12 protein-coding genes are annotated in these 14,752 nt (G+C 58.9%); 5 read left to right on the top strand and 7 right to left on the bottom strand.

Annotation, left to right across the window (positions count from 1 at the left end; all coding sequences use genetic code 11):
* The coding region (locus tag HQL98_15905) for a hypothetical protein (protein MBF0273531.1) at positions 1-901 on the bottom strand (901 nt) is incomplete at its 3' end.
* A gap of 321 nt (positions 902-1,222) precedes the next feature.
* Between HQL98_15905 and HQL98_15900 the strand changes: the two genes are divergently transcribed.
* Both HQL98_15900 and HQL98_15895 read left to right on the top strand, forming a co-directional pair.
* Positions 1,223-1,813 carry a peptidyl-prolyl cis-trans isomerase gene (locus HQL98_15900; protein ID MBF0273530.1) on the top strand — a complete coding sequence of 197 codons (591 nt, stop codon included), beginning with the start codon at positions 1,223-1,225 and terminating at the stop codon, positions 1,811-1,813.
* Positions 1,810-3,168, top strand: coding sequence for a cold shock domain-containing protein (locus tag HQL98_15895; protein ID MBF0273529.1), 1,359 nt, complete (start codon positions 1,810-1,812; stop codon positions 3,166-3,168). The genes HQL98_15900 and HQL98_15895 overlap by 4 nt, the downstream gene beginning before the upstream one ends.
* 199 nt (positions 3,169-3,367) lie before the next feature.
* On the opposite strand, the gene HQL98_15890 is transcribed toward HQL98_15895, so the two are convergent.
* Genes HQL98_15890 through HQL98_15875 form a run of 4 tightly spaced genes read right to left on the bottom strand, consistent with a single transcriptional unit; the run spans position 3,368 to position 9,518 of the window.
* The gene (locus HQL98_15890) at positions 3,368-3,862 is read right to left on the bottom strand and encodes a hypothetical protein (GenBank protein ID MBF0273528.1); all 495 of its coding nucleotides are present in this window, start codon (positions 3,860-3,862) and stop codon (positions 3,368-3,370) included.
* A complete protein-coding gene (locus HQL98_15885; GenBank protein ID MBF0273527.1) occupies positions 3,849-5,303 on the bottom strand; it encodes a sigma-54-dependent Fis family transcriptional regulator in 1,455 nt (484 codons plus the stop codon). Before HQL98_15885 ends, HQL98_15890 begins: the two co-directional genes overlap by 14 nt.
* Positions 5,300-8,293, bottom strand: coding sequence for a tetratricopeptide repeat protein (locus HQL98_15880; GenBank protein MBF0273526.1), 2,994 nt, complete (start codon positions 8,291-8,293; stop codon positions 5,300-5,302). Before HQL98_15880 ends, HQL98_15885 begins: the two co-directional genes overlap by 4 nt.
* 52 nt (positions 8,294-8,345) lie before the next feature.
* On the bottom strand, positions 8,346-9,518 hold the full coding sequence (locus HQL98_15875) for a sigma-54-dependent Fis family transcriptional regulator (protein MBF0273525.1): 1,173 nt from the start codon (positions 9,516-9,518) through the stop codon (positions 8,346-8,348).
* Positions 9,519-9,719: 201 nt separating this feature from the next.
* Here HQL98_15875 and prmB point away from each other — a divergent pair, with 201 nt between their 5' ends.
* Positions 9,720-10,736 (top strand): 50S ribosomal protein L3 N(5)-glutamine methyltransferase, encoded by a 1,017-nt coding sequence (gene prmB, locus HQL98_15870; GenBank protein ID MBF0273524.1) that lies wholly within the window; start codon positions 9,720-9,722, stop codon positions 10,734-10,736.
* Between the two features lie 29 nt (positions 10,737-10,765).
* Positions 10,766-11,659, top strand: a complete 894-nt coding sequence (locus HQL98_15865) for a squalene/phytoene synthase family protein (protein ID MBF0273523.1) — start codon at positions 10,766-10,768, stop codon at positions 11,657-11,659.
* A gap of 23 nt (positions 11,660-11,682) precedes the next feature.
* Here HQL98_15865 and HQL98_15860 read toward each other — a convergent pair whose 3' ends face one another.
* Positions 11,683-12,549, bottom strand: a complete 867-nt coding sequence (locus HQL98_15860; GenBank protein ID MBF0273522.1) for a squalene/phytoene synthase family protein — start codon at positions 12,547-12,549, stop codon at positions 11,683-11,685.
* 147 nt (positions 12,550-12,696) lie between these two features.
* Here HQL98_15860 and HQL98_15855 point away from each other — a divergent pair, with 147 nt between their 5' ends.
* Positions 12,697-13,569, top strand: a complete 873-nt coding sequence (locus tag HQL98_15855; protein ID MBF0273521.1) for an outer membrane protein assembly factor BamD — start codon at positions 12,697-12,699, stop codon at positions 13,567-13,569.
* Between the two features lie 605 nt (positions 13,570-14,174).
* Here HQL98_15855 and HQL98_15850 read toward each other — a convergent pair.
* Entirely contained in the window at positions 14,175-14,681 is a 507-nt protein-coding gene (locus tag HQL98_15850; protein MBF0273520.1) for a hypothetical protein, read from the bottom strand.
* Positions 14,682-14,752: the final 71 nt, after the last annotated feature.

Genomic DNA, 14,752 nt, shown 5'->3' with positions numbered 1-14,752 from the left:
GAGCTGGGGTCGGAGCCGGGGCCGGAGCTGGGGTCGGAGCCGGGGCCGGAGCTGGGGTCGGAGCCGGGGCCGGAGCTGGGGTCGGAGCCGGGGCCGGAGCTGGAACTGAGGCCGGAACTGGAGCTGGAACCGGGGTCGAAGCTGGGGCCGGGGCTGGTTCAGCAATCGCAGCCTGAGCCAGAACAATCGCTGGGGGGGTAGTGACGGCTTTGGGTCCGGATGCTGGAGTTGGGTTGGGTTGCGGGGGGACGGGCACAACAGGGATGGCGGTGGATGCGGGCTTGGATGCATCGAGGCTCGAAACAGCCTGGGGCGAAACCACGCTGGCCACCATGGAGGATATGGACTCTTCCTGCCAACGCACCCCTTCCAGGGTCAAGAGCAGACCCAGGCCGATCAGCCAAAGCTGTTTGCCGGACAATCCATCGGGCTTGGAAAACCACGACGGCCTGACAAACTGTGGCCAGGAACGGGAGGAGGAAACGGTGTGATGGGTCAAAGGTCTGGTGGAAGGCGCCTTGCGTGGACGGGGCGGCGGGGCGACCGGCACCGGGTCGGAACGAGGGGTCACGATTTCCGGGGGCAACTCCTGAATCAGCGTCTTGAAGATGGCACTGACTTCGGAGATCTCCAACTGCAAAACCGCCCCTTCGACACCTGAATTTTCATGAATCAAATTGAACTCAAAAAATCCCGCCTCGCAGAGTTCGTTCAGACTTTTACGAATTTTTTGATAGGTGGTTTGACGGATCGGACAGGTAAAGGCATTCTTGTTCTTATCCTTGTCCTTGTTCAACGAAATGAAAGATTTCCACAAATAGGTGGTGTTCCGCTGAAGCGCGGCGATCGCCTGACGTTGTGAATCCGTGAGATCCACCGGATGGGGCCATGCAGAACTCATCCTCGCGCTCCTGACCGCGTGGACTTCCAAGGAAAGTCGTGTTCCAATACCAACTGTCTTACTCGTCTTTCCACTCGATTTGGTCGTACCTTAAAGACAGTATAAACATCGATCACACCATTTGCAAAGTCCCCTCAATGGGTTTAAAGCGATGGGCCATCCGCCGGTCGAGCGGGCTGTAGCTTGACTCGACACGATTTTTTTCGGGGTGAGAGGCCCGAATCGGTTTGAAGCCTTGCGTCCGGCACCATTTGTGGTTTTTATTAGCCTGACATGAAATTTTCTTTCACCGCAAAAGAGACTTGGAAGGATCCATTGACCATGACCCGTCGCTTTTTTTACACTCTTCTGCTTTTGACAACCCTGTTGGTCGGCACGGTCCAGGCAGCCGACACCCCAACCAAACCCACAACCGGAGCACAACACCCCATGGTGACCCTGACCACGACTCTCGGCGATATCGTTCTCGAACTCGATGAGACCAAAGCCCCCATCACCGTCAAGAATTTCCTGAACTATGTGGATTCGGGATTCTACGACGGACTCATTTTTCACCGGGTCATCCCAGGGTTCATGGTCCAGGGCGGCGGCATGACTCCGGACATGAAAGAAAAAGCCAACGAAGCCGCCATCAAGAACGAAGCCGACAACGGTTTGACCAACACCCGTGGCACCATCGCCATGGCCCGCACCCAGGTGGTGGATAGCGCCACGTCGCAATTTTTCATCAATCTCGCGGATAACGCCTTTCTGAATCACGGCAAACGGGACTTCGGTTATGCGGTTTTCGGTCGGGTCACCTCGGGCATGGAGACCGTGGACAAGATTGCCGGCGTCAAAACCGGTAACAACAAAGGTCACGGCGATGTTCCCCTGGAGCCGGTCATCATCCTGAAGGCGCGTCGCACATGACCCATCTGCGGGAGAGTGGCCTCGAACCGGTTGTCAAAAGCTTCCTGTGCGCCAGAATCCATAACGCCGAACAATACAAGGATGGCCGTCCGGTCATGGAATGGGCCGAACTGCATGCCGGTTTTTACGCGGCTGTGGTCGCCCACGCCTCCAGACACAACGGCAAGTTCGTCAAGTGTCTGGCTTCCGGGGTGATGTGCGTGTTTCGTCACCCCGGGGACGCGGTTCAGGTGGCCATCGACCTGCAGGAACACCTCCAGGAAAAGCGTCGCTATCCCGCCCATGGTCTCTCCTGTGGCATCGGCATTGCCACGGGAGAGGCGCTCGCCTTGCATCTGGCCGAAGGCAAACGCATCGACTTTCTGGGTCAAGCCTGCGACATGGCCCTGATGTTATGCGAACAGGCCCGGGGACATGCCATTCTGCTCCATCATCCCGACCCCATCGAACCCCAGGATTTTCCCATCTTTTCCAGGGCCGGCGAGATGGTCAACCGGCCTTTGGCGGATTATCTGCTGGAAATGCCTCCTTTTCGCGTCAATGGGGTGGCCACACCCCTCAAGCGTTACGCGATCCACTGGCAGGCCAATCCGGGAGAGTACATCACCGCCTCCCCCATCGAACTGACCCGCAATCTCGCCGACGAAGAACCCGCGCAGGGACGCACCTATTTTGGCAAGGTGTCGGCCTTCAAGAAAGAACGGGGATTTGGATTTATTCAATATTATTCCGAGAATCACGAGTACCAGGAAATCTATTTTCATATGACATATGTAGTGCATCAGGTGCCGGTTTTTGAAAACGATCACGTTCAATTTGTCATCAAGCCCGGCAAGGAGGGTCGTCCCCAGGCCTGTTCGGTATTGGTATTGGGGAGTCGGTTTCAGGGGCGGGTGGAGTCTTGTCTGGAGGATGGCACCGGATTCATCACCATTCGGGATCACGATGCCAAGCCGATCCGCTTTTTCATCCTGCCCCAGGAGGTCCAGTATTCCGACATGCAGGCCGATGATCTGGTGGAATTTACCGCCGGTTCCGGTTCAGAGACCGAGGGGTTGATCGCGTTACAGGTCATCCGGCAGGGGGAAAACGGTCAGGCCCAGACCGACATTGGAGAAAATCTGGTGATCGGCGCCATCGAGCATGCGGTGGTGACGGTCTATTTTCCGGAAAAAGGGTATGGTTTCGCCAAGTGCAAACGCAACAGCGTATACATTCACGTTTCGGAACTGACCGATCCCGAGCATGTGCCCGGTCCGGGGGATCATATCGAGTTTGAGGTGTATCCCGGTCGCAACGAGACCTATCGGGCCAACAATGTACGTCTGATCAAAAAGAAGGGCCTGGATCTGTAATCCACCCCCCCAAGCCGGAACCAAGAGAAACCATTGAAAAAAAAGAAGGGGTCTGGGGAATTCATTCCCCAGGAATTTTTCATTCCAATTTTTACCATTCCTTTCAAAACAAATAAATAATTTATCTTAAAATTATTATTTTTTAAAGTCAAAGTCCTGGGGGATGAATCCCCCAGACCCCTTCTTTTTTTTTCAATAGTCATCGGACCCGTGCGAGTTCTTCACGCGCCTTGCGCAGCAGGGCCAAACGTACCCGCAGCTCCCGACCCGCCTCCCGGGCCTCGTCTCTGGAATGGGCCAAGGCGGTACGATGTTTCTGGATGGCCTCCTGCCGGGCCTCGTCCGCTTCCCCCTGATGGGTTTTGGCCTCCTGAACCGCCTTCTGCACCGCCTCCCGCCGGGACAACAAACCGGTACGATAGGCGTCATGATGGCTCTGAAACACGGCCCTGGCCTCTTCGGCGCTCTTTTCCAACACCTCGACCTTGGCGGTCCAATAAGACTTGGGACGAATATAACGTTGCAAGGTCTCCAAGGTGGTATCCTTGGAAACCAGAGTCACGAGCAACGGATCTTCCACCTGATCCGCGCATCCGCCCAGAATCACCAGCACACACCAAACGAACAGAAACGGGACACTCCAGTGACCCGTCACCCGTTTGCCGGCCCGAAGCATGAGGTCAACGGGCCGCATACTCGTTCAACTTGTTACGCAAGGTGCGAATGGAAATGCCCAACAGCTCGGCGGCACGGGTCCGGTTGCCTTTGACCTCATCCAGGGTGCGATGGATCAAGAACTCCTCCATCTGTCGCACGGTGGTTCCCACGGGCAGACGGATCTGATCGCTGTTTTCGAGTTCCGGACGTGGGAAGTCCCCATGGACGACGCTTTCCTCCTCCCCTTCGTCTTCCGGGTCATGCTCCTCCCCTTCGTCAGAAAAGCTGTCCGGAACCGGATGATGAGAAGCGGACGGAAGGGCAGGCGGCACGTCGATCATCAGATCATTCGTGGTGATCTCCTCCCCTTCGGCCATCAGCAAGGCCCGATGGATCACGTTTTCCAACTCCCGGACGTTGCCCTGCCAAGTGTAACGGTTCAAAGCCGCCAAGGCTTCCGGAGAAAAGGGAATGGCATTGCGTCCCAACTCCTCGACGAAACGCTTGCGGAAATGCTCGGCCAGCAACGGGATATCCTTGGGACGTTGCCGCAAGGGGGGCAGACGCACCGGAAAAACATTCAACCGGTAGTACAGATCCTCACGGAACCGCCCGGACTGGGCCCAACCCTTCAGATCCCGGTTGGTGGAAGCGATTACTCGCACATCCAAAGGAATGGCGCTGCGACCACCCACAGGATCCACCTCCCGCTCCTGCAACACCCGCAACAGCTTGGCTTGCAGATTGAGGGACATTTCCGAGATTTCATCCAGAAAGATCGCGCCGCCATTGGCCTGCAAAAATTTGCCCTTGCGGTCGGCGAGGGCGCCGGTGAAAGCGCCCTTGGCGTGTCCGAAGAGTTCGGATTCCAGGAGATTTTCCGGCAATGCCGCGCAGTTGATGGCGATGAACGGTCCCTGGTTGCGGTCGGACACCTGATGCACGAAACGGGCGATCAACTCCTTGCCGGTCCCGCTTTCCCCCTGGATCAACACCGTGGCCATGGAACGGGCCACCCGTCGCACCTGTTGCAACAGATGACGCATGCCTTCGTCGGCGGTGATGAACCGGCGTCCCCGCCCCAATTCCGGATCGAAATACTGATCCGCGAAATGCTGAACCAGACTGGCCACCTTGTCGTCGTCCACCGGCAGCAGCAGATAATCCGCCGCACCCGCGGTGATCACCTCCCGGGCCTCGCTGACGCTGCCCCGAATGGCCACGGCCAACACCGGCAATCCGCGAAACAGGAAGGTCAATTCACGAATCCGTTCCAGGGAGTCGGGAGCGCTTTCCATGGCGACCACCGCCAGACTGAAACGGGCCCGGGCCAGATGATCCTTGGCTTCGGCCACGTTGGGGGTGCGGGTGGTATCCAGGCCCGCCACACCCAATTGGACGATGAACCGGTTGAGTTCCGGCCCGTTCCGCCCCCCGATCAGCAGCAGTTCCCGACGTGGTTGGGTCGTGTGGGTCATGGATTGACATCCAGGGCCATGCCCAGTTGAGAGGCGTTTTCAGACGAAACCTTGGACCAGGGGGAGGACGGAGCCAAAGACTGCACCCCCGAGAACTGCTCCTTGGCACCCTTCAGATCACCCTTGCGTTGCAGGATGTCGCCGATGCGAATGCGGGCCAGGGCCTGGACCTCCTTGTTCTGGGCCTCGGCGGCCACCCGCTGGAAAGCCGGCAAAGCCCGTTCATCCCCCTTCCACTGATGGAGAATGCTGGCATACCAGTAATAATCCATGCCATCGCCCATGGGACGCCCGAACAGCAGATCCTCCATGTGCTGCACCGCCTGGGGAAACCGTTCCAATCCGGCCTCGGCCTTGGCGAGAGTCCGCCACCGTTCCACCCGGTCGCTGGGATTGAACAGGCTCTCCGGCACCCCATCCAGCAGCACCAGCACCCCTTCCCAATCCTTCTTGCGGGCCAGTCGGGCCGCCTCGTCCAGACGGACACGGGCCGCGTCGCGGGTGGAGGGATTCTCCTTGTCCCCGCCCTTGCCGCTGGCCTTGGCCGCGCCGGGCTTGCCGCTCTCCGGGTTGGCGGAATCCAGCAGGCTCTCCCGGGAAAGGGCGTTGGCCAACTGGGTCAAGGCCACGGCGGAGTTGGTCTGAAGACCATTCAGCAGCTTCAACGCCTCGTCATGCAGCCCCATGCGCATCAAAGCCTCGGCCAGATGGATCCGGGCCGGAATGAAGGAAGGATCCTCCCGCCAATCCTCGCCGTGAATCTCCGCCAGAATGGCGGCATACTCGGGGCGTCCATTGTCCAGGGCCTTGGCCATGCCTTCCATCAGATACAGGCGCTTGATCTCCCGGGCCCGTGCCACCATGTTGTCCCGGGAACTGATGGTCATGAGCTGATTCAAGGTCTCCAGCACCTCCTTGTGACGACCCGCCTCACCCAGCATTTCGGCCTTGGTCATGTAGGCCTCGGCCAACGCCTCGGGCAGGGCAATCTCCTGGATCAGGGTGTCGAGGCGGGTCAGACGGTCCTTGAAATTCTGCTCCATTTTCTGCTGCAAGGCGGGAATCCGCTCCCACACCTGGGCGTCGATCTTGGGATACTCTTTTTTGAGCGAAGCCAACTGGTCGAGGGTCTTTTTCACATCCCAATGACGGTTGGTCTCCACCAGCAGCTTGCGCACCCGCTCCATGAAGGATTCCGCCTGCTCCTTGGGCAGGGCCATGGCCTGGAGAATCTTGTCCAGTTCGTCGAGACGGTCGTGGATATCCCGATCCTTTTCCAGTTGCAACAGGAAGATCCGTCCCCAGACCGTGGCATCGGAGTCGGCGTGATCCTTCTTGAGCCGCTCGAACAGCCGGGTGGCGTCGGTGACGTGTCCCAACTGACGATGGGATTCGGCGGCCCGCAGCAAGGCCCAGGGCGTGATGGTGGCATGGGTGGGATAATGGCTCAACACCTGGGCGTAATAGCGCACCGCCTCGGGATAACGCCGGAACTTGTAATAGACATCCGCCACCTCCATAAGCCGTTCCGGATGATTGGCAATGTGGGCGATCTGCTCCGGCGGCATGGCGTCGAGGATGCGAATGGCGCCTTCGTGATCCCCGGTGCTCCGGGCGAGTCGGGCCAGAAGAAAATGGGCCTCCGCGGCGCCCGGTCCCTGATCACGGGTCTGTTCCAGGACTTTTTTCAGGTACTCCTCCCCGGCCTTGAGGTTTTCTTCCGGGGCGACGTGGGACTGAATCAACCCCATGACCGTGCGACCCCGTTCCAGCCAGGTTTGATGGTTTTCCCGGGGCAGGTTGGGATCCATCAAAATGGCGGAAGCCTCCTGATACTGTCCCGAACGGTTCAGCAACGCCAGTTGGGCCAGACGCAGATCCGGATACTCCGCGGTGTTGGGATAACGGGAGATCAGAGTGGTCAGCTCGGTGAGCAGCCAACCCGGTTTCCAATCCATCTGCCGGGCCAGATCGTATTTATAGAAATCCAGAAATTCACGATTCTTCGTCAGGGGAAACAGTTCCAGCAAGCGGTCGAGGTAACCCCGGGCCTTGGCATACTGGTGATCCCGCTCCGAGGCTCTGGCATTGTCGAGAAAGTGGCGTTCATCCACCTCCTGCTCGTTGATGCGGATCTTGTTGTCGGGTTGGGGTTCGTAGCCGACACTGCCGATACGCCGCAACGGATTGGCCCGTTTTTCGGACACGGATTTGCGCCGTTGGGTGAGGAGTTTTTCCGCCTCTTCCTGGCGACCGATGCCATCCTTGGAACGAATGGCCATGATGTACAACCCGGCGGCGGGATCGTGCAGAAAATTGACGTGACTCACCGAGTCGTGAAGATTGACCTCCAGTTCCACCTTGCCCTTGAACTCATAGGCGTTGATCTTGTCCGCCAATCCTCCCGGAGCCACGGTGCGCCAAGTCTGACCCAGGACGGCGCCGGGCCATTCGAGTTTGGCCACATGGGCGCCGAGATCCAAAGTCGGCTGAGGCTGACCATTGCCCGTGTGGGAGAGCAACACCAGCGTGCCATCCCGACCCGCCAGCACACGCCCTTCCAGGAGCTGTCCCTGTCCGGTGGCGGTGGGCAACACCGGGGGATCGAACTCCAGTTGATACAGGGATCCATCCATCGGATCCTGCTCTCCCACCGAGTCCCGGAAATTGACGTTCGCATCCTTGAGGATCAGGGTCAACTGCAACCCCATCTCCTCGCCGCGCGGCACGTCGGTCATTTTGAGATCCTTGATCCACTTGGAATGATCCAGCTTCAGCTCGTTGTTCGGCAACGCCAGCACACCCGGCACGATCACCCGCATGGTCACCGCATCCACCATGCGGATGTGGGGACGGGTGGCGCCGGGAGGAATCATGAAGGAAAGAATCTCCCGCCTGCCCTGATCCTCGCTTTTATATTTGAGCACGGTGAAAAAGGCGTGAGCCTCCGATGGCGCCCACACCAGGGTCAACGCCCCGATCAGCACCATCCAAACCCACGCGGTCCTTCCGATTCCGTAGAGCCAAACCCGAGCGGCCACGTCACTCCTCCATCCGTTCGACCTGTTCAACCCGTTCCAGCCGTTCCAGTCCTTTTTTCTTGATCTTTTCCACCAGGGTGGTGCGATTGAGATTCAGCAGTCGCGCCGCCTTGTTTTTGTTCCAGCCTGTGCTGTCGAGGGCGGAGAGAATCAGTTGATTCTCGAAAGAGGCCACCGCGCCATTGAAATCCAGACCTTCGAGGATTTTCTGGTTCAGATCCTGGGTGGAGGCGGCGATCATGCGATTGACCGCTTCCACGCTTTGTCCGGTTTCCACATCCCCTTCCCCATCCCGGTCCAGCTCTCCGTCCGTGTCCGCGTCCGCCGCCAGGGAAGGCAGGGGGGAACGTTCGTTTTCCGGGGGGAACTCCTTGCCGGGGGTCTCCCGCTCCTCTTCCGTCCGCACCGAAGGAACCGGCACATGATTGCGGATCTTGGGAGGCAGATCCTCGAACAAGACCGTGCCTTCCGACAGAATGGTCAACCGTTCGATGAGATTTTCCAGCTCGCGGACGTTGCCGGGCCAGGAGTAGTTCTGGAAAATCTCCTGGATGTCCCGTTCGATGAGCACCCGGGGGCGTTCGTGAATCTTGATGGAGCGTTCCAGAAAATGGTTGACCAGCAATAAAATGTCGCCATTGCGCTCCCGCAGCGCTGGAACATGGATCGGCACCACGTTCAGACGGTAGAACAGGTCTTCGCGAAACCGTTTTTCCGCCACCTCTTTTTCGAGATCCTTGTGGGTGGCGGCGATCACCCGCACATCCACCTTGACTGGTTTCACCGAACCGACGGGTTCCACCACCTTTTCTTGCAACACCCGCAACATCTTGACCTGGAGCTTGGGGCTCATGTCGCCGATTTCGTCCAGGAACAAGGTGCCCCCATTGGCCAGCTCAAAACGACCGATGCGGGTATTGGCCGCTCCGGTGAACGAACCGCGCATGTGACCGAAGAGTTCGGATTCCAGCAGATCCTCGGGAATGGCGCCGCAGTTGACCGGAACCAACGGCTGATCCTTCCTGGGGGAGAGGTGATGCACCGCTTTGGCAATCAACTCCTTGCCGGTGCCACTTTCTCCCTGTATCAAGATGGTCGAGTTGGCCGCGGCGACCCGCTCGATCATTTTGAACAACTTCAGCATACACTGGGATTTTCCTATGATTCCGTACATGATGTCGTCAACTTGGCCTTTTTGGTTACCATGGGTCGGAGTCAAGAACCAGAATGTCCTTGTGGATCCGGTCGGCCATTCCCGCCTGTCGGAGCCGACCATTCCCTCTCGATGCGTCAAAAATCCAACAAGAGAGTACGTCAAATTTCCCTGGGTGCCAAGCTGTGGCAACCGCCTACCGCCAATTTTTTTATCCTCGCCATGACCACACGCTCCCACGACTCCGACAAAATTACCACACACCCCCGACATTCCGGGGGACGCACCCGCCATTCCCCTCCTGGAACACCTCAGGAGAACCGGGCACCCCGGGAAAATCCGACACCCCGGGATGTGGCCGGGTGGATCCGTCTGGTGGCCCGTCAACTGAACGGGGCGGGATTGTGCTTTGCCAGTGGAATGCAAGAACCATACCCAGAGGCGGAATATCTGGTGTTGCACGCCTTCGGCATCCCGCCGGAAACCCCACCCGCCAAACGTCCGACGCCCCCCGCCGACGCCCCCCGACGGGTGGAACGGCTGCTCGAAGCCCGCATCACCCAGCGCAAACCCGCCGCCTATGTCACCGGCGAGGCCTTCTTCGCCGGACACCGCTTCTTTGTGGACGAACGGGTGTTGATCCCCCGGTCGCGCATCGAAAACATCCTGGACGACCCCCGTGGATTCACCCCCTGGTTGGCCACCAGCCGGGTGCGACGCATTCTCGATCTGGGCACCGGCAGCGGTTGTCTGGCCATTTCCCTGGCCCTGGCCTTTCCCCGGGCCAAGGTGGATGCGGTGGATCTGTCTCCGGGTGCCCTGGAGGTGGCGGCGGTCAACTGTCAACGGCTCGGGGTGGGGGGACGGGTCCGGCTGGTGCAATCGGATCTGTTCGCCGCCCTGGCCGGGGAACGCTACGATCTGATCGTCAGCAATCCCCCCTACGTGCCCAAGGCCGACTTTGAACAACTGCCCGCCGAATACCATCAGGAACCATCCATGGCCCTGGTGGCCGGGCCGGATGGACTGGATCTGCTTGGTCCGATCCTGCGTCAGGCCCCGGACCACCTCACCCCGGGAGGGCTGCTGGTGTGCGAAACCGGCGACGATGTGGAGACGATCCTCATGACCCGCTGGCCCGAATTGCCGGTGGAATGGCTGATGTTCCACTTCGGCGCAAGCGGCGTGTTCGCGGTGTTGCGGGAACCGCTGGCATCGTGGCGTGAAGACTTCCCTTGAAGGCGATTTTTAGGTTACAGTAATCGACCATGAAACGCCTCGCTTCCATACCCACCCGTCTGACGGACGACTTCGCCTACTGTCGCGGCATCGCCTTGGCGCGCGCCGGCGAGTCCCCGCTGCACGCGCTGTTTCTGTCGCGACGGATCAAGCCGTTATGGTTCGTGCTGTACGCCTTTGCCTGGACCGCCCGGGACATCACCCGTCTGCGGGGCAGTGACGACGACTATAAACTGCAATTGATCGACGACTGGGCCCGTCGTCTGGAACTGGCCCGCAACGGACAGGCGGATCAACCCATTTTCCGCGCCTTGTCCCATCTGTTCGCCACCACCGGACTGCCGGATCTGCCGCTGCACAATCTGCTGATTGCCTGTCGCATGGATGTCACCAACAAGCGTCACGGCACCCTGGATGAGCTGAACGAATATTGCCGCTTCGCCGCCGCTCCCCTGGGTCATCTGATGCTGCACCTGACCAACGAGATGGAATCCTCCCCCGAGGTACGCCTCGCGGACAAGCTGCGCCATTCAGACACCTTATGGAGCGCGTTGTGGTGGACCGGTTTCTGGCGGGATCTGGGGCGGGACTCCCGAATGGATCTGCCGCTTTATCTGCCCATAGACGAAATGGAACAGTTCGGCGTCACCGACGACATGATCTGGAGCCGACGTTTCACCCCCATGCTGGGGAGTCTGGTGTTGCATCTGGTGGAAAAAACCCGGTCGATGTTCATCGCCGGGGCGCCGTTGATCGAGGAGGTATCCCATCCCTTCCGGCTGGAACTGGCCCACGCCATGGAACGGGGCATGCTCATGCTGGATCGGATCGAAGCCAGTGGCGGCAACACCTTGCGGGTCCGTCCGGACCTGACCCAACGGGAACGCATGACCTGTCTGTGGCGCGCCATGGGGCGCTCCTGATCCGCCTTTCACAAAAACCGGGTCTACAAAAACCGGGTCGGATCGGCACGAAGCTGGGCGTGGAGGTCGATGTATTTTTTCAGCAGACGGTTGAGAATCATCCGTTCCAAGGAACGCAGCGGAATACGATGAATCGTTTCCAGCCCCGGGACCAACAAAGCCTGGGCCTGTTCCAGCAAGGCGCGGATCAATGGTGCCAAAGTGGCCTTGTCTTCCAGCCCCCGGACCAGGGTTTCCCGTCGGAATCCGGCTTGCGCCAGCATGTGACGGGGAATGGTGATCAATTGAACCTGCTTGCGGGCATCCTTGGCCAGATCCCGCACAATGTGGATCAGATAACAGAAAATCGCCATCTGACGCACATGATCGCGACAAAAATCCAGGGGTTGGGCCAGCACATAACGACCATCCTGCACCTCGCAGGCCAGAATGTAAGCGAACGTGGTGGCCGGAGAGACCGTGGCCCCCTCGCAATAGGCCAGGAAATCCTCCCAGGTGACGATCTCCTCCTCCCGCACATCCCGGATCATGGCGTCCGCCAAGGCATTCCAGGGCCACTCCCCCAGGTCGCTGATCCCGACCGTGGCGCTCAAGGCGGAAAAAACCAGCGGTTCCAGACTGTGTTCATCCGGAACAAAGGTGCTGCGGGCAGCGGCCAGAGCCTGACTCCGCCATTGTTCGATCCGTTCCAGGGTGAGAAGGCGGCTGACGTGACGGTCCGGATGATCGGCATTCAGAAAATTTTCGTCCACCAGGTCATCGACGATGCGCATGGCCGCGTAGGCGCTGAGAAACAAATGACGTTTCTTCTCCCCCAGCAACCGGGACACCAGAAACAGGGGCGAGCCGTTTCGTTTGGCGATCTCGTGACAGGCGGAAAACGGTGTCATGATGGTTTCTTTCTTGGAAGATTGAAAAAAATTTTAATAATTGGCGCTGGCGCATTCACTTGGAAAGATTTTTCCATTATTCTGTCAAGAAGTCACACATCCCGCAACCCCCGCCCCACGCGTCCGCCGAGATTGGAAAAGAGAATCATGCGCAACCGTTTTTGGCTTTTTGGTCTTTTGTGTCTGACGGTGCTGACCACCGGTTGTTCCAGCACACCGGAAACCGGTCCCACCAAACCGCCGGACGTTCTCTACATGGAAGGAATGACCGCCCTGCAAAACAGCCGCTTCAAACCCGCGGCGGAACGCTTTCAGGAGATCGAACAAAAACACCCCTTCTCCCCCTGGGCCACCAAGGCGCAACTCAACCTGATCTACGCCCTCTACAAAAAAGGAGAGTACGAAGATGCGGTGAACGCCTCCATGCGCTTCATCCGGCTGCATCCGCGCCATAAACACGCCTCCTACGCCTTTTACATGCGGGGCATGTCCCATTATCAACGCATCACCGACTCCTATCGGGATCAAAGCCGCACCCGGGAAGCGATCACCGCCTTCCGGGAACTGATCACCCGCTTTCCCAAATCGGATTACGCCTGGGAAGCCCAACGCATGCTGAAACTCTGTACCAACCGCATGGCCGAACAGGAAATGGTCGTGGGACGGTTCTATCTGGATCGAGAAGAGTACATCGCCGCCATCAACCGCTTCTCCCAGGTGGTCAACAATCCGGAGTTCCAGACCACCCCCTATGTCGAAGAGGCGCTGTTCAGTCTGGTACTGGCCTCCCAACGGCTGGGACTGGTGGAAGAGGCCCGCAATTACGCGGTCGTGCTGGGCCACAACTTCCCCAAGGGAGGCTTCTTCAAAGCCGCCACACGACTGGTCCAAAGAAGCGGCGATATCTCCCGTTCGGAACTGGCGGAATTGCGGCGCGGCGTCGACGAAGGATCGGTGCTGGGACGTTTCTTCCAAGGTCTGGCACCCACCCTGATGCCCACCCAAACCGACGTGCGTTAACGGTCCAACGGTTCAACACAGGCGGGTCCAGCCCAGGATCCGCCTGTGTGAACAAAATCTATATAGCGTTCGTTAGAGCATCGATTTTTTGCTATTTATGTTCGACGACAAGTGATACGGTATATACACGTAAAAAATCTAACTGACGACCCGGCTCCAATCGGTCGTCTTTGAAGATCCAGCCCCTTGGAACCCAAAAAAGCAAAGGGTTGCAAGGGGTTCGGGTGCCATCGACCACACCGGAATGGCGCAAATTTTGCTTTTTAATTTGACTGAATGGTTTATTGGATTGAGGCATTCACCTGCCCGTTCGACCCCCGGATGTGGTACGACGAGCGACATAATAAGGGCACTCTGACAATGGCCGAAAATACTGGGACTCAAAATACCACCTACATGGCGGACGGCGAGGAAGAATCCCGTCAAACTCTGGACGACCTGACGGTTTTGCAGAATACCCGCACCGCTGACCTGTCTGCCGAGTCTTCTCAGTTCACGGAGCAGAACACGTCGAGCGAAGACCTGCAAGCCCTGGGATCGATTCAGATGGGCAGTGGGGATTATGTCGAAGAGGGCTCCACCGAGACCCAGACGACCGAGAGCGCCTACACCGAAGAAGAGACGCCCATCGAAAGCGCGACGGGTTCAAGCCAATCGGCTGCGACCTCCAGCCCCGCCGGGGATGCGCCTGTGGAAGAGGTTACGGATGCCGGGGCCGAGGTGCCGACCTTTGATGACATGAAGACCGATGCCGGCACCGAAAGCGCGGTGATTGACCTGGGGAATATGGTGACACCCACCACACCCACCACACCCACCACGCCCACCACGCCCACGACAGCCACCACACCCACGACAGCCACCACGCCGACCCTGTCCGCCGATACGGGGGTGCCGTTCAATCCACTGATACCGCCGGTCGCCGCCACCACCAATGTGGCCACCCCCACCACGGTGACGAGCCCGACTTCTCCCACCACCGCGACCAGTGCGACCACCCCCACCACGGTGACCCACGCGACCTCTCCGACCACGGTGACGAGTCCGACTTCTCCCACCACTGTGACGAGTCCGACCACTCCCACTACCGTGACCAGTGCCACTACTCCCACTACCGTGACGAGTCCCACCACTCCCACTACCGTGACCAGTGCCACTACTCCCACTACCGTGACGAGTCCCA

Source organism: Magnetococcales bacterium (assembly GCA_015231755.1).
GTDB lineage: Bacteria > Pseudomonadota > Magnetococcia > Magnetococcales > Magnetaquicoccaceae > Magnetaquiglobus.
The sequence above is the reverse complement of the archived record's forward strand: the minus strand, read 5'-3'. Positions and strand labels throughout refer to the sequence as shown.